The organism is Enterobacter sp. UPMP2060 (assembly GCF_053709655.1).
Genome location: NZ_JBSKJQ010000013.1, coordinates 1 through 19,997 on the forward strand (window position 1 = coordinate 1; position 19,997 = coordinate 19,997).

The following is a 19,997-nucleotide window of genomic DNA, read 5'->3' on the forward strand; positions in this document are numbered from 1 at the left end:
CACTACTTATTTGGTGGACACCACTTTTTCAGTTGCATCAGATTATGACTAGACGGTTCACGCTGTGCACTTACAGCATTTCAGGGTGGTCCCCGAAATCCACTCTCCAGGAAAAATTTCGCTCTTACAGATACTGCCTGATGCCTACATCACAGCCAGCATCTGTTTCTTTACTGAGGGCTAATGCGATATAAGAAGAGTTTCGCGGTGACTTTTTGTCCGCCCCCATACCAAAATTGCAGAATTTCAGGTCAGAAAAATGGCGCTGCTGTGTAGCGGTATCCATAACATGAACGTGCATATCTGAGTCGGGAGGGAGCCATTTATCAACCGACTGCGGGTAAGTGCCCTAGGCGAGCAGCGGTTTGGTAGGGTCAATGTAGTCTGCCGGACATGGATGGAGGCCGTCACGTCATTTAACCCCAACCTGAACGGAGCGGTGTGGAATGCCGATAACAGCACGAAAAAATCAGGAAAAGTGGGATTAACCCTTCTGATATCGGGCTTTTTTCATCCAACAGCTCCAGTAATGAGCTAGTCACTTAGCACGCTGTACGACGATGCCCGGTTTCGTGCGCATGTATTCTTGGAATGGTGAATCCACCACTTTTCTGTTTGCTGGCAGCGAGGAGGCATGTCTGAACCATACTTGCCCGTCGTGGCGAACCACGATACCCACATGCGAGACGTCCAGTCCTTCAGCAGGAGAATAAACGCCGACATAATCCCCGTCATTAAGACGGTTCAGCACCTGCTGGTTAATGGCTTTTCCTGGAATATAATTTATATTGCGGCGATGAATGCCCAGACCCGGAATGTACTCCCCTCCATCTGGTTTACGGTTAAGCTGCTTGTCAGCTACGGCATAGTTAGGGCTGATATCCGGCGTGACGTCCCGGGTATTGTGCGGTAGTGTGGCGAACCAGTCGGAGAAGAAGTGTCGGCGGCTGAGGTAGTCAACGTTCCCTCTGGTGTAACGAACTTCCGCCAGATTATGCAGAAATGATTCCTTGTCATGGCTGCGGGTCAGGGCCTCGACATAATCTGCCAGGGTAAAGCAGTCGACTCCGTTTAAATTCGCTACAAGCGCTTCGGGAGTGTCGGGCTCACCGATGAGCGTATCAGCCTGGTAAGGCGTACCGATAAAAGCTGATGACACGCGGCTGATAACTTCTCCGTGCTTTTCACCTGAAGACGGGATGACATCCAACCGGATAATCCGGCTGACTTTTTCCGCCGTAACGCTGTCCATAATAGTCTGATATTTTTCTGTACCGGATACGCCACAGGCAGTCAGATACATCGACATCAGTAAAACTGTCCATGTTTTTACTTTCATAATCCTCTCCGAAAGGTAAGAATCCCAGTTCTATCTTTCATGGAGAGGATTGTCATAGATACAAAAAAACGCAATCTGTTGTTTATCGGTTTAAAAATCTGAAACCGAAGGGTGAAGCCTGTGAAGGCCATCACCCGACCTGACGACCCCGTGAGCGCCCAGCAGAGAGTTCGGCCTGCGTACTTTTAAGCTCAAACTCAGTCGTCTTAAGCTCAAACTCAGTCGTCGGTGGTCACAATGCTTTCCTAAAGGCTATGCAGCTCAACGCGTAACCCGTAACTGAAGCAGATTCTTCATTGGGCGTCCAAACCTGCCCAGCCGGCAGATAACCGCAGTATATCTCTGACAGAGCGAACTGATTAACCGAGCCAGCCCTTCATCTTTCAACCTTTGCACGGCTTTGTTGGATAAATAAATATTATGCTGCGAACCTACAAAGATGGAGGGCTCCACTAACGTAAAATCAGTAGGTTAAAGTTATAGTTGGGATGGACCGCAAGAATGACAAGCATCTTTGACTAAAACAGACATGTCAAAACAGCATGATTCCCTATTATTCAACAAAGCCCCTTTGCACCACTGATACGGTCTTTAAAAATGCGTAAACAACCAGCCAAGTTCAGAGTGTCACGTTGCAGGTCGAAATGTGGAAACCCGGGCGTATCGAATCAACATGGTTTGTATTACAATAAGTAACCAGATTTGAATATTGATGGAATGAGAAATCCTGCATTGCGTGTAGCTGGCTTATCACGGAAAACGAGCTTTACGCATAGCGTTCTCCTTCGTTGTTAGATTGATTATGCGGAATAATTACAATTTAGTCGACTGACAATCTTTCGCTATTAAACGTCAACTAGTTTTGCCATCGTATTGTCTTCTCATAGTTTGTGCATTATCCTGCCAATAGTGATGAGATTGATTTTTTATATCATGTGTTAACCGACTAATTGAAAACAGGTGGTGCTAAATGTGGAGCAAAGTATATCGAGGACTGCTACTGATGGCAGGATTATTTTTTCCGGCAATGGCGATGGCAACACAAGATGACGAAGTAGCCTCATTGATTAATCAGCGTTTGTTTTACATGAAGGATGTTGCAGGATACAAAGCGAACAATCACCTTCCTATTGAGGATCTTCCTCAAGAAGCCAAAGTCTTGGCTAGCTCCTTGGTACAAGCAGAAAAACTAGGCTTAGATGGAGAGTCGGTAAAACCCTTCATACAGGCGCAAATGGATGCTGCCAAGGCAGTTCAGTATCGATACCGTGCTGACTGGCTATTGGCCCCGGAAAAAGACTGGCAACCAGAGCCACTGGAGCAGGTAAGATCAGAAATTAGCGTCTTAAACACCATCATTCTTACCAGAATCAGCAAAAAATTAACAATTGGAATCCAGTTTAACGACAAATCTTCTTTTATGAAAGAGCTTGATCAAGAGCACTTAAAAAGTAGTGATAAAGAACGCCTGTGGAATTCGTTGAGAAATATCTCTTTGAAAAAGTAACGAACTTTTAAAACATGGGTATACCTCATTGACTCGTCTGTTTTAGTTTTCAGTGAATGTGTGTTGTGGAGCTGTGCTGATTATAGCTAATACGGGGCGGAAAATGAGCTATAAATGCAGGTTTGACCACTTATAAACGCAGGTCGCTACAGGTACGCCTTCTAGTCTTCTAGGGAGAAATGCTCCATTCAACTCCCCTGTACGGTATTGATAACTGTCAGCGCTTCTTCAGGAGATTAAAGAACGAGTGGGTACCGGTTGGTTATACATTCTTCAACAAAGATACACATATAAAAACAGATTATATCGTTAGACACTACAATGCACTCAGGCTGCATGAATATCACGATGGATTACCATCAAACTTTCATTCTGTCCCGGTGCGACGACTCGCTTGTACTGCCTACGAAGTTGGCGAGCAGCGCCAATTTTGTGATTGAGGTGAATATCAACTTCATCATCATAAAAGTTCTGATGTTTTATATTGCATCTATCCAGTACTTTTTCATCCTTATGCGGGTCACGGACACGCATGGTTGATGAGCCCCTGCTCCAGACTAGACTATATCGGCTAACGACAACCAGCATCGTACAGTTCCGACATGTAACGAGTACCCTGTTATGTACTTGATTTATGTTAACAGTAGTTCTGTACACCAGCATGAACGTTGATAACCGAAATTTACGAGAGAATACTTGCCAATTAACGTAACAGTGCGCAAATAATCATAGATAGGGATGTCCTGCTGGCAAATACTCCAGGCCTTCAACATCCGACAGTGAAACGTCCGATGGATAAATGGGTACAGCACAGCTATTCTGGCAACATTGTTAACACGCTCACGCTGTTTCAACATCAACATTGAGGTAAGTCTGTGGGCATGATTTTTATGGCTCGTTTTTAAATTACTTTTTATATCAGGCTTCGGTACAGGGAATTGGCGCTATGATCGGTATCGCTCAGTCCGGTTGGTGATTTGAGATCTTCAACGATCGCACAATTCGTGCATAATTCCATGAAAGGGCTCTGATTTTCCGTGAACTTATTTAGTCAAGTTGTGGTAAATAAAGCCAGATGGCAATACCACTTACATGTAACGGCTCGCAATCGAAAACAGTCGGACTCGCAATCAGCGCAAATTTTGGCTCACATTAACTGCAACTGAAATCTGGTGCAGACTCACAATAACTGCAAATGGACTCGCATTTATCGCCGCTGGCTCGCAATCAAATTTTGTCGGCTCACGCTAAGTGAAGATGAAATTTTTGCCTGTGCGCATGATGAGCGTCCATGTCATTTTCAGAAGACAACTGCACGAAAGGTCAGAAGTGGGGTGCACTGGCTATCCGCACCCATAACTCAGAGCTGATTGAGCAGTTTCTTTCCGTCAGTCCGCAGTTCCCCTGCTGGTGAAATATGCCGGTATAATGTTTTTCGCGTGATCCCCGGTTCTTTGTTCTTTGCAACAGTGCCCGTTATCGCACTGCCATATCGCATTCAGGTTATTCATTTACAGGAGTCTGTGTCAGGCTGCACAACCGGGACAGGCTGCTGCATAAAATACTGGCGTGATGATCCAGAATAAATGGCTGATTAGTTTCACCATGCCCGAATTCCGGGTAATAATAAACCGGATAGTTAACGCGCCCGGCGAACTGTTTTATCACATACCGGTAAAGCGATTTTTCTTCGTCGCTGGCATTCAGGCCGTAAAACTGACCAAAAATAACACCGCGTGGGTGAAATTTCCGGCTGTACTCTATCTGATGCAGGGTGCGGTCAAGCTGTTTAGGCGTTATCCCCGTATCTTCCAGCATCATAATTTTATCTGAATAGCTGCCCTCATAGACTGTGGAAAACAGAGACTGAACCAGGGTCAGGTTCCCGCCATCCAGTTTACCACTCACTGTTTTTGCTGCCTGACGGTTCATCGGCTCGATGCCGGTGTAATTAACCCCGTGAGACAGGGCCGCAAAGACTTCATTCAGACTGTTGTTCATGCTGAGTTTTTTACTGTTATCAATCTCATGCATTTCTTTATTATAAGACGCCACCACGCCATGCACGCCTGGCCAGTTCAGCTCATGACTGACAAAGCTGTGAATGGCCGTTACGTCACTGAAGCCGATGAGGATTTTCGGCGTTGAGGCTGAAATACGCTGCCGGCTTGCATGCAGGGCAGGGTAAAGGTTGAGCGCTCCCGAGCCGCCCTTGACAAACCAGAGGTAGTGCACATTTCGGTCACTGAGAGCATTAATGAGCGTCCGGGCCCGCTTTTCATCCGTATTGACGTAACCCAGCGGGGTAGGCTTCTGGTCGAGATATCGCTTGTCAACCGCGTAGCACTGGCGGGAAAACGCCGTCTCAATCTCCGGGATGACGTGCTCGTCATATTGCGATGAGCTTGCAATCAGGAATACCGTCCCTTTTTGACCGGAACAGACTTTTCTTTCAGGCACCTCAGCCGGGGGAGCTGTTTTCTTCACAATGGTCGGTGGTAAGGTGGTCGCACACCCGGACAGGAAAAGCACAAGAACGAGGAGCGCGGTTTCTTTAAATGCCGTGCTTTTTATCTGAATCATATTCATCTTCCTTAACAATATGTTCGCCGCTGTTTTCGGCACAGCCCCGGTACTCAGGATGTCTGTGCCGGAAACCGGATATGAGTCTAGCCGTCAACCAGGCTATATCCCGTGAACTCAAATGTCTCGCCATACCGGACGGATATAATGACGGCCCCGTTACCGACCGTTGCGGTATCGACATATTCATTACTAATCAGTGTGTTCGCATTCCATCCGGTAGTGGCATTTCCTCTCGCGTTTTTTACCTTCAGCTTCAGTCCGGTACCCGGGGTCCCCGCGTCAGTGTGAATGATAAGCTCCCCTCCGGCCACATCGCTGGCAACAAGCCTGAGCACATTGCCATCAAAGCCGGCGGATGCAAAAGGGAACGCCGTGCTGGCCTCCAGGCCGTAGTCACTGAGGTTTTTGCCTGGCGCAAAATCATAATCAACGGGTGTAAACATCATTTTGACTCCCTTGTTTGTGGAAAATACTTATCAACGAGGGCATAAAGAACGGCCGCCGTATCTGCATCAATGACGCCGTCATAGTTTTCCTGACGAAAATGGAGCTGGAAGGCCCGGACAAGCAGCTGAAGCCCCGAAGCAGTAGTTGCACCGGACACGTCATAGCCGTATGTCTTCAGCCTGGCAATGATATCCTCATCAGACGGGATCCCACCGGCGGTAAACTGCGCCAGATAAGCTGACCGGGTGTGATCGTCATACCACGCCCCGACTCCGGCCTCATACAGGGATTTCCACGGGAACGCGGCCCCGGGGTCGCTTTTCCTGCCTGGCGCAATATCGGAATGCCCCACGACATTCACAGGGCTGATGTCCGGGTACCGCTGGAGGATATTGACTGCCAGCGCTTTGATTGCGTCAATCTGAACCGGTTTATAGGGAGGGAAGACAAACACGCCGTCATTATCACTGGCCAGATTAACCACCTCAATTCCGATGGCTGTATCGTTAAGATTGCTTCGTCCGGCCCAGGCGCTGACCCCGGCATGCCAGGCGCGTTCGTTTTCATCAACCAGATTAAAGACACGCATGGCGTTAAAACCGGCTGCAATGTATGTTTTGTCGTCCGGGTCCGGAACCAGGTAATGTGCGCTCACGGTGCCGTCACCGGCAAGTGCCCGCACAGATGCGGCGAAATCAACGGCGGTGTAGTGCATGACAAGAAAACGCACGCGCCGGTTAAAACCCTTCACAGAGCGGTAGCTGTTATAATCGATGGGGTACATTTATATCTCCTCTTCTTTTTTTGCCAGACATCCGGCTGCTGCCCAGCGCGCTTTCAGATACTCAACAACCTGCTGCGTCTGCGGCTCTCTCAGGAACATATGGCGGAACAGCATGCAGCCGCCCACGTCAGTCAGTAAGGTCAAGCTGTCGGGTGATTTCGGGCACGCCGCCTTCAGCCGTCCAGTCAGGTTCAGCGGCTGAAGGGGTACCGACCTTGTAAAGCGCCATGCCGATATACAACGCAGTACCGGTGTCCCTGACGGTATCGGCCCACCACCGGGTTATCACATCATACCGGGCGACTTTGCGGGCAAAGGGCCAGTAAACCTGGGGTGCGATATAATCAATGATGCCTTCAAGCACCCACTTCCGCGTGTCCGCATACGCCGAATCATAGTTTGGCGCCCCGGCCTGCGTGTCTGACCCCAGCGGGTCATCCGCCCTGTTGCGCCACACTCCGGCCGGGCTGACGCCGAAACTGATATCGGGTTTAATGGCCTTAATTCGCCGGTGACAGGCGTCCACCAGGGAATACGTATTGTGTCTTCGCCAGTCGCCTTTGGTGGTAAAACCCTGGCCGTACGTCTGCCACGTTGCGTCGTCGTCCAGCGGGGAGTCCGCGGATTCGTAATAGAAATAATCATCGAACTGAATACCGTCGACGTCGTACCGGGTGACGATTTCCTCAACGATACCGGTGACCCACGCCTGAACTTCCGGAATGCCGGGGTCAAGAACGAAGCGCTTATACGCGATGCCGGTCCACTCAGGATGCGTTCTGTAAACGCTGGGCGCGGAATCGGGAGATGAGTGATTCAGTTCATCGACGGTGGCATTGCGGGTGTTCATTGAGATGCGGTACGGATTGACCCAGGCGTGAAGCTCAATATTTCTTGCGTGAGCCTGTTCAACCGCCCAGGCAAGGGGGTCGAAGCCGGGATTGTTGCCCAGCGTGCCGGTCAGGTACTTCGACCAGGGCAGTAAGTCTGATGCATAAAGCGCATCGGCGCAGGGAACCACCTGGAGTATCACGGCGTTTATGTTCATGGCCACGATATCGTCAAGAATGCTAATCAGCTCTTCTTTCTGGCGTTTAACGCGCGCAGCGTCATCCCGGATAGTGAGTGAGGAGGTGGAAGGCCAGTCCAGATTGATGACGCTGGATACCCAGGTGGCCCACATCTTCCTGCTTTGCATAAGATTACCTTCTTCAGGAGGAGTCCATTCATTAACATCCTGCATGAGTAAACAAAAGAGAAACGGAATGCCAGACAGGAGTCAGTTTTGCTGATTTTTGTGAGCATCATCTGGTCAGGGCATGCCGCCTGACAACCGGAAGGACCGAACGAAACCATTCAGTCAGCCCCGGGTATTATTACGGGGTAACCCGCGCACTCCGCTTCTGACCTTTCGTGCAGTTGTCTTCTGAAAATGACAGTTCAGTTAGGGTAGACCCAAAGCAGGCAGTCCGGTGAGACAGTTTTTCTGTCTCATTTGGGTTGTTTTTATTCCATCCCGGTGGTACGTTTTGCTCATCTAGAGTTAAACGAGACAGATCTCATCTTTATGGCAATTTACGGCTATGCCCGCGTTTCAACCAGCGATCAGGATCTTACCCTGCAGACACAAATTCTCCGCGCTGCCGGTTGTGAAATCATTCGTGCAGAAAAAGCCAGCGGAAACAGCCGGACCGGAAGGAGCGAGTTGCAGCTATTACTGGAGTTCCTGCGCCCCGGAGATACGTTGATGGTGACCCGCGTGGATCGCCTGGCCCGCAGCATTAAGGACCTGCAGGATATCGTGTATGCCCTGAATCAGCAGGGCGTAACGCTCAGGGCAACGGAACAGCCCGTAGACACGCGCTCGGCAGCAGGTAAAGCCTTCCTCGATATGCTGGGTGTTTTCGCTGAGTTTGAAACCAACCTGCGACGTGAACGCCAGATGGAAGGTATTGCCGCGGCGAAAGCGCGGGGCGTGTACCGGGGAAGGAAACCTTCCATAGATCCTGCTGAGGTATATCGTCTGTATACCACGGAGAAGATGGGGGCTACGGCCATCGCCCGTCAGCTCGGGATCGGGAGAGCGTCAGTGTACCGGGCGCTGGAAAATTATGAGCAGCCGGCGTAGCGCTATTCCGGCTGATTCTCTGTTGCAACTGCGGCAACGGCTCGATCGCCTGCCGCCAAAAAGCCCTGAACGGGCCACCCAGATTGCCGCTGCCGCTCAGTTGTATGGTATTTCAGTCACGACGGTCTATCGCGCCCTTCGTCTGGTTCTCAGACCACGCACAGCTCACCGCCGTGATCATGGCCAGCCACGGATACTCCCCCCGTCTGAACTGGAACATTACTGTGAACTGATTGCCGCGCTAAAACTGCGAACAACGAATAAATCCGGTCGCCATCTGTCAACCGGGCGGGCAATACAGTTGCTGGAAGAGCACGGTGTGGAGACCGCTCAGGGACTGATAAAAAGTCCCAGGGGCTTGCTGCGTAAGCAGACCGTCAATCGCTGGCTTTCCCGCTGGCGTCTCGACCAGCCCCGCCTGCTACGGGAGCCTCCTGCGGTGAGGTTCCAGGCTGAAAACAGCAATGACTGCTGGCAGTTTGATATGTCACCATCCGACCTCAAACATATCGAGCGGCCTGACTGGGTTGACCCCACCCGTGGCGAACCCACACTGATGCTGTTCAGCGTGGTGGATGACCGGAGCGGGGTTACTTACCAGGAATACCGGTGTGTGTATGGTGAGGATGCGGAGTCAGCGCTGCGTTTTCTCTTTAACGCCATGGCACCAAAGGCCAGGTCTGATTTTCCTTTCCAGGGCCGCCCGAAAATGCTGTACCTCGATAACGGACCGGTGGCCAAAAGCCATGTCTTCCAGAATGTGATGCAGTCCCTGCAGGTTGACTGGCTGACGCATGCACCGGCAGGTAAGGATGGCAACCGGACGACGGCGCGGTCAAAAGGTAAAGTCGAGCGTCCTTTCAGGACCGTCAAAGAGGCGCATGAAACCCTGTACCATTTCCATAAACCGGAGACAGAGCTGCAGGCCAATGAATGGCTCTGGAACTATCTGAGCCGTTACAATGCGCAGCGTCACCGCAGCGAGAAGCACTCGCGTCTGGAGGACTGGTTGTTACATATCCCCGAGGACGGCGTGAGAGATATGTGCGACTGGGAACAATACTGCCGGTTCGCCCGGGAACCTGAGTCCCGCAAAGTGGGTGTTGATGCGCGGGTAACGATAGACGGCACCGCATGGGAAGTTGAACCGGATATGGCGGGGGAAACGGTCATCCTGCTGTGGGGGCTGTTTGATGAAGAGATGTATGTGGAGTTTTCCGGTGAAACGTGGGGACCTTATTATCCGGTGTCTGGTCCTGTCCCGTTACACCGTTACCGGACGTTCAGGCGCGGTAAAGCTGCGGAGCGGGCCGATCGTATCCATGCACTGGCCCGACAACTGAATATCCCTGTCAGCGCCCTGTCCGGCAGCGATCTTCGCGTAATCAATGATAACACTCAGCGTATTGATGAGCTGCCGCATCAACCTTTTGATACCCGAACATTTGAATACCACTTTCCCACCGTTATTGCGGCAAAACTGGCTATTGCCGACGATCTGGCCACACCACTGGCCAGAATGTCGGATGAAGACCGGGCGTTTATCGACAATATTCTGACTGAGACGCTAAACCGTAGTGAAGTACTCGCCCGCATCAGAGACTATTTTCGTAACAGACAATCAGGAGAAGACCATGCGGGTTGAAGTGATGGAGCATTATGGGCTGGTTCAGTCAATTGAACAGGCTGGCTATTATGAAACTACCCACCATAAGCAGCTGATTAAGGACATCAAGGGCGCGATACGCGAAGGGCGGCTGATTGCCGTCTGTGGCGTGGTGGGCAGCGGTAAAACCGTCACCCTGCGACGCCTGCAGCAGCAACTGATGGATGAAAACAAAATCATTGTCGCCCGTTCACTGTCGGTGGACAAACAAAGCGTCCGTCTTGCCACGCTGATTAACGCCCTGTTTTACGACCTGGCGCAGGATAAGCAGGTGCAGATCCCTAAACAGGGTGAACGCCGCGAGCGTGAGCTGCAGGAACTGGTCAAAAAAGGTAAGCGCCCGGTTGCACTGTTTGTTGATGAGGCTCATGACCTGAACGGTCATACACTGACGGGGCTCAAACGGTTGATGGAAGTGGTTGAAGACGGTGGCGGTCGGCTGTCTGTCGTTCTGGCCGGACACCCAAAACTGCGTAATGACCTGCGTCGTCCGACGATGGAGGAGATCGGGTATCGTACTGATATTTTTACGCTGGACGGGATCACCGGCAGCCAGCGCGAATACATCCAGTGGTTGCTGAAGACCAGCACCAGCAAGGGTAAGCCGGAAGATATTCTGACGACCGAAGCAGTTGATCTGCTGGCGATGAAACTGCGAACACCGTTGCAGGTCCAGTTACACCTGACGCTGGCGATGGAAGCAGGATACCAGACAGGTGAAAAACCGATTACAGCCACGTTGGTTGAATCCGTGCTGTCACGTCAACTGGATGACCTGGAACCAACGCTCACGCGGCATGGTTACCGCCTGAAGGACATGGTGGAGCAGTTCGATGCAAAACCTGCTGAAATCAGGGCATTATTTAACAATCAGTTAGACCCTGCCCGCACAGCCGAGTTGCGTGACAGAATGCTGGCGGTCGGTTTGCCGATATGACGATGTTGATTTGCAGTTATTGTGAGCCCGGCGGACTGGATTGCGAGTCGGGCAGGATAAATGCGAGTCCATTATCATTTAATGTGAGCCGGGGGTGTTTTTGATTTGCAGTTAATGTGAGCCAATATTTGCGCTGATTGCGAGTCCGACTGTTTTCGATTGCGAGCCGTTACACATACCCACACTGAACTCGGGGCAAACATATAAGTTATGTATGTTACCCAGCGTTTATCAGGTGCTTCCGGATTGAACTGGATCCTGTTGGTCGCCACGATACTTGCTTCACCTTTACGAGGCCGTGGGCTTCGTTAGCCGACCTGAGACGTTTCATTAACCACCAGACTTTGTTCACTCCGCACTGTTGTCCGGTATCCCGCAGATCGATATAGAGCTTGCGATATCCATAAACGCAGCCCGACTCAAGCCAGAACTGTTTAATCTGTCCTGTCAGTCTCAGGTCTGCCTGATGGCGTTGTGAATGCGGCAGCTGAAGCCAGGAGTAAAAGCCACTGGGATGAACATCCAGCACCAGACAGAGCAGGCGGACAGGGCAACAAAGGTTTTTCTCACGGATAAAGACGTACCTTAGTCAGACATCTTTGCGGAGTACGCTAATATGTCCCGTTCGTTCGTAACCCACTTTCAGCTCTTTCTGAAGCCGTCGGAGCTCAGCCTGAGCCTCTGACTGTACTGGTGGAGGAATCCGGGCCATAAGTTTTTATCCAGGCATAAAGATTGTGGGTGGTAATACCGAGACGTGTTGCCACACTGGAAACAGAGTGACCACGATCAACAATTTTTTTACCGATTCGATTTTAAAATTTTCTGGATCACACTTACCGCTCATGGGTACAGTCATCTTAAATGACTCTGAGGTATGTATTAAACCCGTGGCGATTCAGATCTCTCACTGTACGTTAGTGGGGTATATGTCGTATTATCCAGCCCACATCCGCATGATTAGATATATTTTTCATGATAAAACTGAATACAATTCCCTGTATAATGTAGAATGCATTTTTAGTGTGTAAAGGATCTGCCTGTCGTTACGGTATCTTTCTGCGCTTTGTCACAGATTTTCATACATTGCCACTGCAGAGTAAAAATACTGATATCATATCATTAGAGACATCTTATCGATAAGCGAAGCAGGCGGGAAAAGATATACTGATTTCCATGATAATGGTTTCAGGGGGCTGGATGGTTAGCCGAAAGATAGAAAGATGGATTAGACAGAGAAAATGGAAAAATAACCTGTTAGTTCTCAGTATGTTATTATTTTTAACCGGGTTGTTCTTTTTCCTATCCTCTGATGGAGTTACTTACTTGATTTTCCAGGATAACATAAAAGTCTATACTTCTGATGTTCTTGTTCGTGCAGAATCTCTCCTTGTTCAGACCGAGTCTGTAAGGTCTGCAGCAAAGGAAATTTCGGAGAGGAGTAACTGTCCCTGCTCCTTTGATAATCTCCTGCACCTTCGGATAGTAGTCTGGCCCTACTCGCTGATTAAAAATGTAGGCTACATCACGAAAACTAGGTTAACCTGCAGTGCGCAGTGGGTAGGCCTGAGTGTACCATTAACTATGGATCGTTATGAAAAAAAAATATATTCCCGTGAGGGATTATGGATCTTCGGTGTTAAATTTCAAGACGGCATATCAGCCGATGTCTATATTTCTGAAAAAGTAATGGTTATTGTTTCACCATTTGTCTTAAAGCGATTTGAAACTGATCCGCATACAAAAACTTTCAGCGCAGTCATCGGTAATGGTAAGAATGACAGATACTATTTTAAAATTGGGCATGATGCTGTGTTTTTTGATCAGCATGATGCCTTTCCGCTAAAGTTTAGACTGTTCAGAGAGTGCAGTCTCCATTATGATCTCTGTGTAAGAGGGGGAGGATACTTCACAGGGATGCTTTCAGAGCACTGGAGTATACTAATGCTTGTGGCATCCGCATCGTTGATATCAGGTTTAATGATTTATATTATCATTATGACTCGAGCAGAGCTCAATGATCCCCTTTCTGTAAGATTTGCAAAAGTGTTGAGAAGTGAAGGACTAACCTTAGTATATCAACCTATTTACAAAATTAATGACGGAAGTATCTGCGGATTTGAGGTCCTGCTAAGATGGAAGGATGAAAGACTCGGAAATATTGGCCCTGATGTGTTTATCCCGCTTTCTGAAAAAGAAGGCTTGCAGGAAGAAGTGACTTTATACGTTATAAACCATGCAATTCGGGAGTTCATCTATATCGCTATACAGAACGAAATATATCTGAGCGTGAATATTAATGCGAACGATCTTGATTCTAAAAAAATCAGGAAAACACTAACCGCATTAATTTCTGAATACAACATACCATCCGGAACAATCCTTCTTGAAATAACTGAGCGTCATGAGGGGGACTTTGAAGATATGAAAATTCACATGAATAACTATAAAAAATATGGTATCAGATTTGCTATAGATGATTTTGGGGCAGGATATTCCAATCTGAATTTGATTGCAGCACTCGATGTTGATGAAATCAAGATAGATAAATCACTGACTGATGCTATTGGCACCGAGTCTTTGAGTTATGATCTTCTTCCGGGCCTGAAGGAGATGTTTCGAAGCATTTCAGAAAAAATTGTATTCGAAGGTGTGGAAACACAGATGCAGGTAAACTATCTGAAGGAGTTCTGGCCTCAGAGCAGTGCTCAGGGATGGTATTACTCCAGAGAACTCTCACTGGAAGAAGCGGCTGAACTTACCATCCGACAAAGTACAAAATAAACTCAACTGAGCTGAATCTTTACAGTCCGGACCAATTCCTGGCTGTAAAAGGATCAGGGAGTATAAAACTCGCTGAGTTGTCTTAAAGGCCTTTGCATATTTAATCATAGCATTGTACTGCTGAATGATGAGTTCCCAATTAATGGCGCGTGTCCAGATTTGGATAGTCGCCGGGCTTATCATCACCGGTACGATAAAGTTTCTGAATGGCAACGGCCTTAAGACGTGGTAGCAGGTCAAACCCCCAGCAGATAAGAGAAGGCAAAGGCAACTTCACTCTGACTGTGGCTGTGGCTGTCAACGTACTGTTTCTCAATATCAATATCCGTACAGTGGCGCAGAATACCCTCGATCATTGCTTCGACTTCAGAAAAGGAACAACGCTTAAGCTGGGAGTAAATGCAGGTGGATTTCTTTTCCACATGCCAGTAAATCATGATACTGCGTCCGCCGTACTGGATATGCCATTCTGCCATCAGATTTTGCTCGCAGGAGCCAAACTTTTTGGCGTCAGAAGCGCAGAATGTTGTCGCTTCACACCAGACGGCAGGATTACGAACAGCAAAAATCGCTCGGGCAACCTGACCAATGGCATTACATAATTACCTGCTGTTATTATCCGTCAGCGTGAAGGGATGGCAGTATTCCCGGCTCAGCATCCTGAACTTACCTTTAAAATCCGCGCTCCAGACCTGGTTGTTTTCACTGATGGTGGTCAGCGGCTGGCGGTTGCCCGGCGTTCTGCGCCTGCGCTTTTTATCCGGAACCAGGCCTTCACGCTTGAGGATATCGCCGATAGTGCTGGCGGCCGGTACGGCAAAATCAACACCGTGATTAAGGCACCACATCCTCAGTTTTTTAGGGCCCCAGTCAGGATGCTTATGTCGCAGGGCGATCAGATGACTGGCGATAACATCCGGGACAGTCCGGGAATGAGAACGGGGCGCCCGTGAGCGATCGGCGAGAAAAGAAAGGTCAGAAGGGTCGAATCGTTCAAGCCATTTATAGCCGGTTTTGCGGCTGATCCCAAAGAGGCGACACAGAGCTGAAAAGGACTCAGTACCTGCATGGCAGGCACGGAAAAAACAAAGCGTTGCATAGGTCGGGTCTCAGTCTAGGGCATAGGTGTAGCGGCTCGCAATCGAAATCCCTCCGACTCACAATCAGCGCAAATCTAGGGCATAGGTGTAGCGGCTCGCAATCGAAATCCCTCCGACTCACAATCAGCGCAAATTTCGGCTCACATTAACTGCAAATGAAAAATTCACCCGGCTCGCAATCCATTCCACCGGGCTCACAATAACTGCAAATCAAAAAATAGTGAGTAAACTTTATCCAGATTGATGTTTTTTTAACCTTCCTGACGCACACCTTCGGCATACGCCCCTTAGCCGTTGGGCACTTTATGCTAATATTTCCCCTGACTATTGGGGATGTTGGCGGTGACACTATGGAATGGCTGGTGATTGATGTTATTTATCTGATATCGACTGGGCACTACAGGCTCATTCTTCGTGCCAGTGCATTGAAGATGATGGCAGAGGTCACTTCCAAATACCTCATTCAACCTAGCGACATTCTTTACCCCGTGATGAATGCCATGTATCAGATAAACAAAAATGAGAAACAGTGTCTGAAGGTCATCAGTGCATCTGCATTTTCGGCCGCACTGTGGAACGCTCTGAAAAAATCATCCAGGTATCAGATGTAACTGTCATCCAGGCAGTCTCACACAGGTAAACCCCAAAAAAAGAATCCTCTGAGACAGTTTTTCTGTCTCATTTGCATTGTTTTTTGTCTCATCCCGGTAGTTCCTGCTCCCCGGTGATACGTTGATGGTGACCGTGTTGATCGCCTGACCCGCAGCATTAAGGATCTGCAGGATATCGTGTATGCCCTGAATCAGCAGGGTGTAACGCTCAGGGCAACGGAACAGCCTGTAGACACGCGTTCGGTCGCAGGTAAAGCCTTCCTTGATATGCTGGGTGTTTTCGCTGTTTGCGACGTGAACGCCAGATGGAAGAGATTGCCGCGGCGAAAGCGCGGGGCGTGTACCGCGGAAGAAAGCCATCAATAGACCCTGCAGAGGTCTCGCGCCTGTACACCACGGAGAAAATGGGGGGCTACGGCCATCGCCCGTCAGCTCGGGACCGGGAGAGCGTCAGTGTACCGGGCGCTGGAAAATTATGAGCAGCTGGCGTAGTGCTATCCCGGCTGATTCCCTGTTGCAACTGCGGCAACGGCTCGATCGCCTGCCGCCAAAAAGCTCTGAACGTGCCCCCCAGATTACTGCAGCCGCTCAGTTATATGGCATTTCAGCCACGACGGTTTATCGCGCTCTTCGTCTGGTCATGAGACCACGCACAGCTCACCGCCGCGATCATGACCAGACAGCTGAACATCCCCATCAGCGCGCTGCCCGGCAGCGATCTCCACGTGGTCAGTGATGACACTCAGCAGCGCATTTATGAGTTACCACATCAGCCATTTGATGCCCGAAAATTTGAATACCACTTCCCACCATTATTACGGTAAAACTGGCAATTGCCGACGGTCTGGTCATACCGCTGGCCAGGATGTCAAAAACCGGGCGTTTATCGACAGTATTCTGGCTGAGACGCTAAACAGCACGTGGGGCGGCATCTTCGTGGATGAGACGATGGCGGTAGCCGCTGCAGACCGATTGATCCATCACGGATATATGTTCGAACTGAAGGGAGAAAGTTACAGGAAAAAGACGGCAAAGGGAGTAACCAGCGCGGCTTAACGCCGCACTAAAGGATGCGGCCAGCATAGTTGGCGCCAGTCGGCAAAACTAGTTGACGTCTAATAGACTTCCCATTATCAGTGTTTCCATAACGCCAGGATGATTATAATTCAGCCTTAATTCATATGGTCGAATGGCTTGTAGCAAGCCATTACTCTTGCTTGAAATCCTGAGTACGACCATCTGCCAGACGGGCTTTCAGTGTTTTTGCAGCGATACCGTTTAATGCACGATCGCTAAAATTTGCAGTGAGCACAGAGCCATCACTGAATGTCGTTTGCTGCACCCAGCCAGCCCGATCCAGCCAGCGAAACCCCGTCAGTGCTTTATCCCACAATGCCTGATGTAAATCGCGAAAACTGGCATCTGCTTTGACAATTTCTGGTAACCTCACATTCAAGGTGCTCCGACTGAGATTGAAAAGTGGGGGGGGGTATTATACAACTGGCTAAGCAGCGCGCGTGTTGTTTTGACATCGCTGAATTTGAGATTATCAAACGTCCAGTGATGTGTGGCTATTACTGAATCATGAAAAACGGCCTGGTACAGTGGCAGGCGATAGCGAGGATCGAATACGACATAACGATAAAGTGGTTTTACCTTCGCCGGGGTGAAAAATGTGGCCGGTTCCGAGCTGGGCCACCAGGCTCCAAGATAATATGGCGACTTTTTGTTATGCCGCATATCCCTGTCCCCCCAGCCAAATCCCCAGGTCTCCATACCGTGTGCAAACATGATGTGGCTCGCCGTAACTGCGTTCCCGTCTTCAGAGCCCAGCGGGAATCTAAGGGTATTACTGAACCATGCCATACGCGCGTTACGGTATTCGGCCATCTGTATGGAGCTTGTTGGATGTTCTGGCTGATAATCGTCACTGACCATACCTGTTCCGTCAACATCAAGGAAAAGGCTGTTTATACCAGCCAGCCGCATCAACTCACTCATCCTGGCCTGAGAAAAAGGCAGAACACAACCAGGATTAAGATAGTACCCCAGCCCTCCGAACCCTGGTTTTTTAGTTCCGTCGGAACGTACAATCGCACATTTTTCCGTTAACTCGACGGGTAACTGAGCGGTGAGCCAGCTGTCATTAAGTCCACGAGGGATGCCGGTATCATAGGAGTCATAGCTGGCAATCAGATAGCCGGTCTCTTTTGCCAGCTTTACCGCCTGGGGTGCAGGAAAGCTGTGGTCCAGTTATCAGTCCCCAGCCAAAGATGCGATAAACCAGCGTGGCGTAATGATTTGATCACCGTTTCAGACAGACCCGGTCCCCATTGTTCCTGTGGCGTAAGAAAATTCCCCAGCAACTGCTGAGTCAACTGATGTACCTTGATTGCTTGCTGTTGCTGTGCCGCCAGAAATGACGGACTGTCAGGGGAAGAATCCAGAGGTGCAAGTGCCATCAGTGCGCTATTAATCGCTTCCGTCAGGAACTGCTTTTGCCAGCCTTCAGGTTCCCTCTCCTGCAATTGTAGCATCGTTTTTCTGGCTTCGGGGGCAACATTCCGCCAGATACTCGCTCCCACAGCAGACTGCAACAAACTGATAAGTCCCGGCCAGTCTTTTACATCTTCCTGAGCCAATAGTGTGTTGCCCCACAAATAGATATGCGTTGCGCCAATCAGCTTTTTTCCTTCCTGGGCTGTTGCAATTTTATCTCGAAGTGAAATGAACTGGCCTGTTTCTTGCAAATACTCACGGTAGCGGATTGCACCCGACAGAGGTGTTGTTCCTGCATGCAACAAAACGTCAAGAGGTTGATGCTGATTAAATCGGTTGAACTCATGTGAACCCTGCATCATGAGTTTCTTACCTGTCTTCGTAAAAGAAATCTGGTTGCTGAAGGGGGACAGTAACAACCAGCTGTAGGTGTTGCCTTTCTGCTCCAGTCCCCATAAGGGCAGTTTCAAATCAAAATTGGTATCCATGCTGGAAAGTTCGCTGGTCAGACAGGATAACCACTGGGCATTATCAAGTGGTATCCTGCTACCTTCACCTATTGGCAGCTGCAGCTTGTTAAAATGGGATGGCATACTGAACCAGTTGAGGAGCTGGGGGCGTTCACTGCTGATGGTAAGGCGAAGGTCACTGCCGTTGGCTTTTGCCGTAATCTGTATGCTGCGTTCCGGCCATTGCCAGTTTGCTTGGGTGGAGGAATGGTAGAGTTCACTGACTTGCTGCGTCCGCTGAGGATTATTCACCACAACCGAGCTTGCGCTGATTTGCAGTGTGGCTGGGTCAATATTGAATTTCACTTCACCCTGTTGCAACAGTATGGCACTTGCTGGCGAGGTGGAGAGCATGATTACTATAAAAAAAAATCTTTTAAGTAATGCTATTTACATGGGAACCCATAAGTAAAAGCAAGGAAATAAAGTTCATTCATTAATGAACTGTGGAAAAATCAAACACTCCTGAAATTCTGACTCAGGAATGACACAGCTTCTGTTAGTTAGTTCACATATGTTAAAGACAGTGCAACCAATATAGAGATACTTTTATTTAACAGAAAGATATGACCTTTCGTTGTTCTTTGTATGACCGAATCTAGAAATACTATTCTGCTGCAATAGCCCACTTATATCTTCCTGATTTCATTAATCCGAATGTCTGGCAAGGAGCCGTACCACGGTAGAAGGGCCAACCCGGAACAGACGGTCAGCATCAGCACCTATTTTCTGCCTCTATGTAACGAACGAGACAATCACTTTTTTGTTGTTGGGGTGTAAATTTTGGGCGCCGCCCATCAACCCACCGTCCAGGCATGCCGCTGCAAGCCCACTATTTGTACTTCCACGAAGCATGCTGCGTTCAAATTCAGCAAAGGAACCAACTATCTGCATCATCCTCCCAGCTGGAGTAGATGTGTCAATATTTTCGATAATGCTATAGATATCAGCTCCGGTGTTTTCTATCTTCTCCAGGATTAGCAATAAACCCTTCAGAGACAGGGAAAGACGGTCCAGTTTCAATACAATAACCTGAGCAGCTTCACGTTACTGCTGCAAAAGCCGTTGTAACTCGTGGCGAGCCCATCGCCTGCCCGATG

General features: G+C 49.2%; 17 protein-coding genes and 9 pseudogenes. 12 read left to right on the forward strand and 14 right to left on the reverse strand.

Translation table 11 applies throughout. The features are described from left to right. Nucleotides 1-538: 538 nt before the first annotated feature. A complete protein-coding gene (locus ACWKXN_RS19415) occupies nucleotides 539-1,339 on the reverse strand; it encodes a DUF1460 domain-containing protein (RefSeq protein WP_454544160.1) in 801 nt (266 codons plus the stop codon). A 970-nt stretch (nucleotides 1,340-2,309) separates the two neighbouring features. Here ACWKXN_RS19415 and ACWKXN_RS19420 point away from each other — a divergent pair. Further along, nucleotides 2,310-2,846 carry a chorismate mutase gene (locus ACWKXN_RS19420; RefSeq protein WP_454544161.1) on the forward strand — a complete coding sequence of 179 codons (537 nt, stop codon included), beginning with the start codon at nucleotides 2,310-2,312 and terminating at the stop codon, nucleotides 2,844-2,846. Between the two features lie 218 nt (nucleotides 2,847-3,064). Continuing rightward, nucleotides 3,065-3,286 (forward strand): annotated as a pseudogene (locus ACWKXN_RS19425) (hypothetical protein); the annotation flags it as partial. Here the strand turns inward: ACWKXN_RS19425 and ACWKXN_RS19430 are convergent. Then, nucleotides 3,213-3,803 (reverse strand): annotated as a pseudogene (locus tag ACWKXN_RS19430) (IS630 family transposase); the annotation flags it as partial. The pseudogenes ACWKXN_RS19425 and ACWKXN_RS19430 sit on opposite strands and share 74 nt — an antisense overlap. Nucleotides 3,804-4,137: 334 nt before the next feature. On the opposite strand from ACWKXN_RS19430, the gene ACWKXN_RS19435 reads away from it, so the two are divergent. After that, nucleotides 4,138-4,260, forward strand: coding sequence for a hypothetical protein (locus ACWKXN_RS19435; protein ID WP_454544162.1), 123 nt, complete (start codon nucleotides 4,138-4,140; stop codon nucleotides 4,258-4,260). A gap of 89 nt (nucleotides 4,261-4,349) precedes the next feature. Here the strand turns inward: ACWKXN_RS19435 and ACWKXN_RS19440 are convergent, their stop codons facing one another. From ACWKXN_RS19440 to ACWKXN_RS19460, 5 genes are all read right to left on the reverse strand, one after another. Then, a complete protein-coding gene (locus tag ACWKXN_RS19440) occupies nucleotides 4,350-5,429 on the reverse strand; it encodes an LD-carboxypeptidase (RefSeq protein WP_454544163.1) in 1,080 nt (359 codons plus the stop codon). An 86-nt stretch (nucleotides 5,430-5,515) separates the two neighbouring features. Then, complete coding sequence (locus tag ACWKXN_RS19445; protein WP_454544164.1) at nucleotides 5,516-5,878, reverse strand: hypothetical protein; 363 nt, start codon at nucleotides 5,876-5,878, stop codon at nucleotides 5,516-5,518. Next, a complete protein-coding gene (locus tag ACWKXN_RS19450; RefSeq protein ID WP_454544165.1) occupies nucleotides 5,875-6,663 on the reverse strand; it encodes an N-acetylmuramoyl-L-alanine amidase in 789 nt (262 codons plus the stop codon). Before ACWKXN_RS19450 ends, ACWKXN_RS19445 begins: the two co-directional genes overlap by 4 nt. Further along, nucleotides 6,664-6,807: a hypothetical protein gene (locus ACWKXN_RS19455; protein WP_454544166.1), complete on the reverse strand. Its 144-nt coding sequence runs from the start codon at nucleotides 6,805-6,807 to the stop codon at nucleotides 6,664-6,666. Further along, nucleotides 6,791-7,861 (reverse strand): glycoside hydrolase family 10 protein, encoded by a 1,071-nt coding sequence (locus ACWKXN_RS19460; protein WP_454544167.1) that lies wholly within the window; start codon nucleotides 7,859-7,861, stop codon nucleotides 6,791-6,793. The genes ACWKXN_RS19455 and ACWKXN_RS19460 overlap by 17 nt, the downstream gene beginning before the upstream one ends. 369 nt (nucleotides 7,862-8,230) lie before the next feature. On the opposite strand from ACWKXN_RS19460, the gene ACWKXN_RS19465 reads away from it, so the two are divergent. The 3 genes from ACWKXN_RS19465 to ACWKXN_RS19475 are packed head-to-tail and all read left to right on the forward strand — an operon-like array spanning nucleotide 8,231 to nucleotide 11,394. Continuing rightward, on the forward strand, nucleotides 8,231-8,791 hold the full coding sequence (locus ACWKXN_RS19465) for a recombinase family protein (protein WP_421512449.1): 561 nt from the start codon (nucleotides 8,231-8,233) through the stop codon (nucleotides 8,789-8,791). Beyond that, entirely contained in the window at nucleotides 8,775-10,436 is a 1,662-nt protein-coding gene (locus tag ACWKXN_RS19470) for an IS481 family transposase (RefSeq protein ID WP_454544168.1), read from the forward strand. The genes ACWKXN_RS19465 and ACWKXN_RS19470 overlap by 17 nt, the downstream gene beginning before the upstream one ends. Next, on the forward strand, nucleotides 10,369-11,394 hold the full coding sequence (locus tag ACWKXN_RS19475) for an ExeA family protein (protein ID WP_454544169.1): 1,026 nt from the start codon (nucleotides 10,369-10,371) through the stop codon (nucleotides 11,392-11,394). The genes ACWKXN_RS19470 and ACWKXN_RS19475 overlap by 68 nt, the downstream gene beginning before the upstream one ends. A 200-nt stretch (nucleotides 11,395-11,594) precedes the next feature. On the opposite strand, the pseudogene ACWKXN_RS19480 reads toward ACWKXN_RS19475, so the two are convergent. After that, a pseudogene (locus ACWKXN_RS19480) lies at nucleotides 11,595-12,253 on the reverse strand (transposase); the annotation flags it as partial. 410 nt (nucleotides 12,254-12,663) lie between these two features. Between ACWKXN_RS19480 and ACWKXN_RS19485 the strand changes: the two are divergent. Both ACWKXN_RS19485 and ACWKXN_RS19490 read left to right on the forward strand, forming a co-directional pair. After that, nucleotides 12,664-13,323 (forward strand): annotated as a pseudogene (locus tag ACWKXN_RS19485) (CSS-motif domain-containing protein); the annotation flags it as partial. Nucleotides 13,324-13,338: 15 nt separating this feature from the next. Beyond that, nucleotides 13,339-14,178 carry an EAL domain-containing protein gene (locus tag ACWKXN_RS19490; RefSeq protein WP_454544246.1) on the forward strand — a complete coding sequence of 280 codons (840 nt, stop codon included), beginning with the start codon at nucleotides 13,339-13,341 and terminating at the stop codon, nucleotides 14,176-14,178. An 81-nt stretch (nucleotides 14,179-14,259) separates the two neighbouring features. Here ACWKXN_RS19490 and ACWKXN_RS19495 read toward each other — a convergent pair. Together ACWKXN_RS19495 and ACWKXN_RS19500 are read right to left on the reverse strand one after the other, a co-directional pair. Beyond that, nucleotides 14,260-14,780: pseudogene (locus tag ACWKXN_RS19495) on the reverse strand (Tn3 family transposase); the annotation flags it as partial. Further along, a pseudogene (locus ACWKXN_RS19500) lies at nucleotides 14,781-15,245 on the reverse strand (helix-turn-helix domain-containing protein); the annotation flags it as partial. Nucleotides 15,246-15,628: 383 nt separating this feature from the next. On the opposite strand from ACWKXN_RS19500, the gene ACWKXN_RS19505 reads away from it, so the two are divergent. The 4 genes and pseudogenes from ACWKXN_RS19505 to ACWKXN_RS19520 all read left to right on the forward strand — a co-directional run. Further along, on the forward strand, nucleotides 15,629-15,889 hold the full coding sequence (locus ACWKXN_RS19505) for a polymyxin B resistance protein pmrD (protein WP_454544170.1): 261 nt from the start codon (nucleotides 15,629-15,631) through the stop codon (nucleotides 15,887-15,889). A 100-nt stretch (nucleotides 15,890-15,989) separates the two neighbouring features. Next, a pseudogene (locus ACWKXN_RS19510) lies at nucleotides 15,990-16,381 on the forward strand (recombinase family protein); the annotation flags it as partial. 179 nt (nucleotides 16,382-16,560) lie between these two features. Beyond that, nucleotides 16,561-16,804 (forward strand): annotated as a pseudogene (locus tag ACWKXN_RS19515) (IS481 family transposase); the annotation flags it as partial. After that, a pseudogene (locus ACWKXN_RS19520) lies at nucleotides 16,805-16,945 on the forward strand (ATP-binding protein); the annotation flags it as partial. Nucleotides 16,946-17,096: 151 nt separating this feature from the next. Here ACWKXN_RS19520 and ACWKXN_RS19525 read toward each other — a convergent pair. From ACWKXN_RS19525 to ACWKXN_RS19540, 4 genes are all read right to left on the reverse strand, one after another. After that, a complete protein-coding gene (locus ACWKXN_RS19525) occupies nucleotides 17,097-17,339 on the reverse strand; it encodes a glycoside hydrolase (protein ID WP_454544171.1) in 243 nt (80 codons plus the stop codon). Nucleotides 17,340-17,341: 2 nt separating this feature from the next. Further along, entirely contained in the window at nucleotides 17,342-18,142 is an 801-nt protein-coding gene (locus tag ACWKXN_RS19530; protein WP_454544247.1) for a glycoside hydrolase, read from the reverse strand. Beyond that, the gene (locus ACWKXN_RS19535) at nucleotides 18,109-19,203 is read right to left on the reverse strand and encodes a hypothetical protein (RefSeq protein WP_454544172.1); all 1,095 of its coding nucleotides are present in this window, start codon (nucleotides 19,201-19,203) and stop codon (nucleotides 18,109-18,111) included. The genes ACWKXN_RS19530 and ACWKXN_RS19535 overlap by 34 nt, the downstream gene beginning before the upstream one ends. A 429-nt stretch (nucleotides 19,204-19,632) precedes the next feature. Further along, complete coding sequence (locus tag ACWKXN_RS19540) at nucleotides 19,633-19,926, reverse strand: recombinase family protein (RefSeq protein ID WP_454544248.1); 294 nt, start codon at nucleotides 19,924-19,926, stop codon at nucleotides 19,633-19,635. Nucleotides 19,927-19,997: the final 71 nt, after the last annotated feature.

Bases quoted from the DNA above. Each gene is read 5' to 3' on its own strand.
- ACWKXN_RS19415 (WP_454544160.1), bottom strand. From the start codon at position 1,339: ATGAAAGTAAAAACATGGACAGTTTTACTGATGTCGATGTATCTGACT.
- ACWKXN_RS19420 (WP_454544161.1), top strand. From the start codon at position 2,310: ATGTGGAGCAAAGTATATCGAGGACTGCTACTGATGGCAGGATTATTT.
- ACWKXN_RS19435 (WP_454544162.1), top strand. From the start codon at position 4,138: ATGTCATTTTCAGAAGACAACTGCACGAAAGGTCAGAAGTGGGGTGCA.
- ACWKXN_RS19440 (WP_454544163.1), bottom strand. From the start codon at position 5,429: ATGATTCAGATAAAAAGCACGGCATTTAAAGAAACCGCGCTCCTCGTT.
- ACWKXN_RS19445 (WP_454544164.1), bottom strand. From the start codon at position 5,878: ATGATGTTTACACCCGTTGATTATGATTTTGCGCCAGGCAAAAACCTC.
- ACWKXN_RS19450 (WP_454544165.1), bottom strand. From the start codon at position 6,663: ATGTACCCCATCGATTATAACAGCTACCGCTCTGTGAAGGGTTTTAAC.
- ACWKXN_RS19460 (WP_454544167.1), bottom strand. From the start codon at position 7,861: ATGCAAAGCAGGAAGATGTGGGCCACCTGGGTATCCAGCGTCATCAAT.
- ACWKXN_RS19465 (WP_421512449.1), top strand. From the start codon at position 8,231: ATGGCAATTTACGGCTATGCCCGCGTTTCAACCAGCGATCAGGATCTT.
- ACWKXN_RS19470 (WP_454544168.1), top strand. From the start codon at position 8,775: ATGAGCAGCCGGCGTAGCGCTATTCCGGCTGATTCTCTGTTGCAACTG.
- ACWKXN_RS19490 (WP_454544246.1), top strand. From the start codon at position 13,339: ATGCTTGTGGCATCCGCATCGTTGATATCAGGTTTAATGATTTATATT.
- ACWKXN_RS19505 (WP_454544170.1), top strand. From the start codon at position 15,629: ATGGAATGGCTGGTGATTGATGTTATTTATCTGATATCGACTGGGCAC.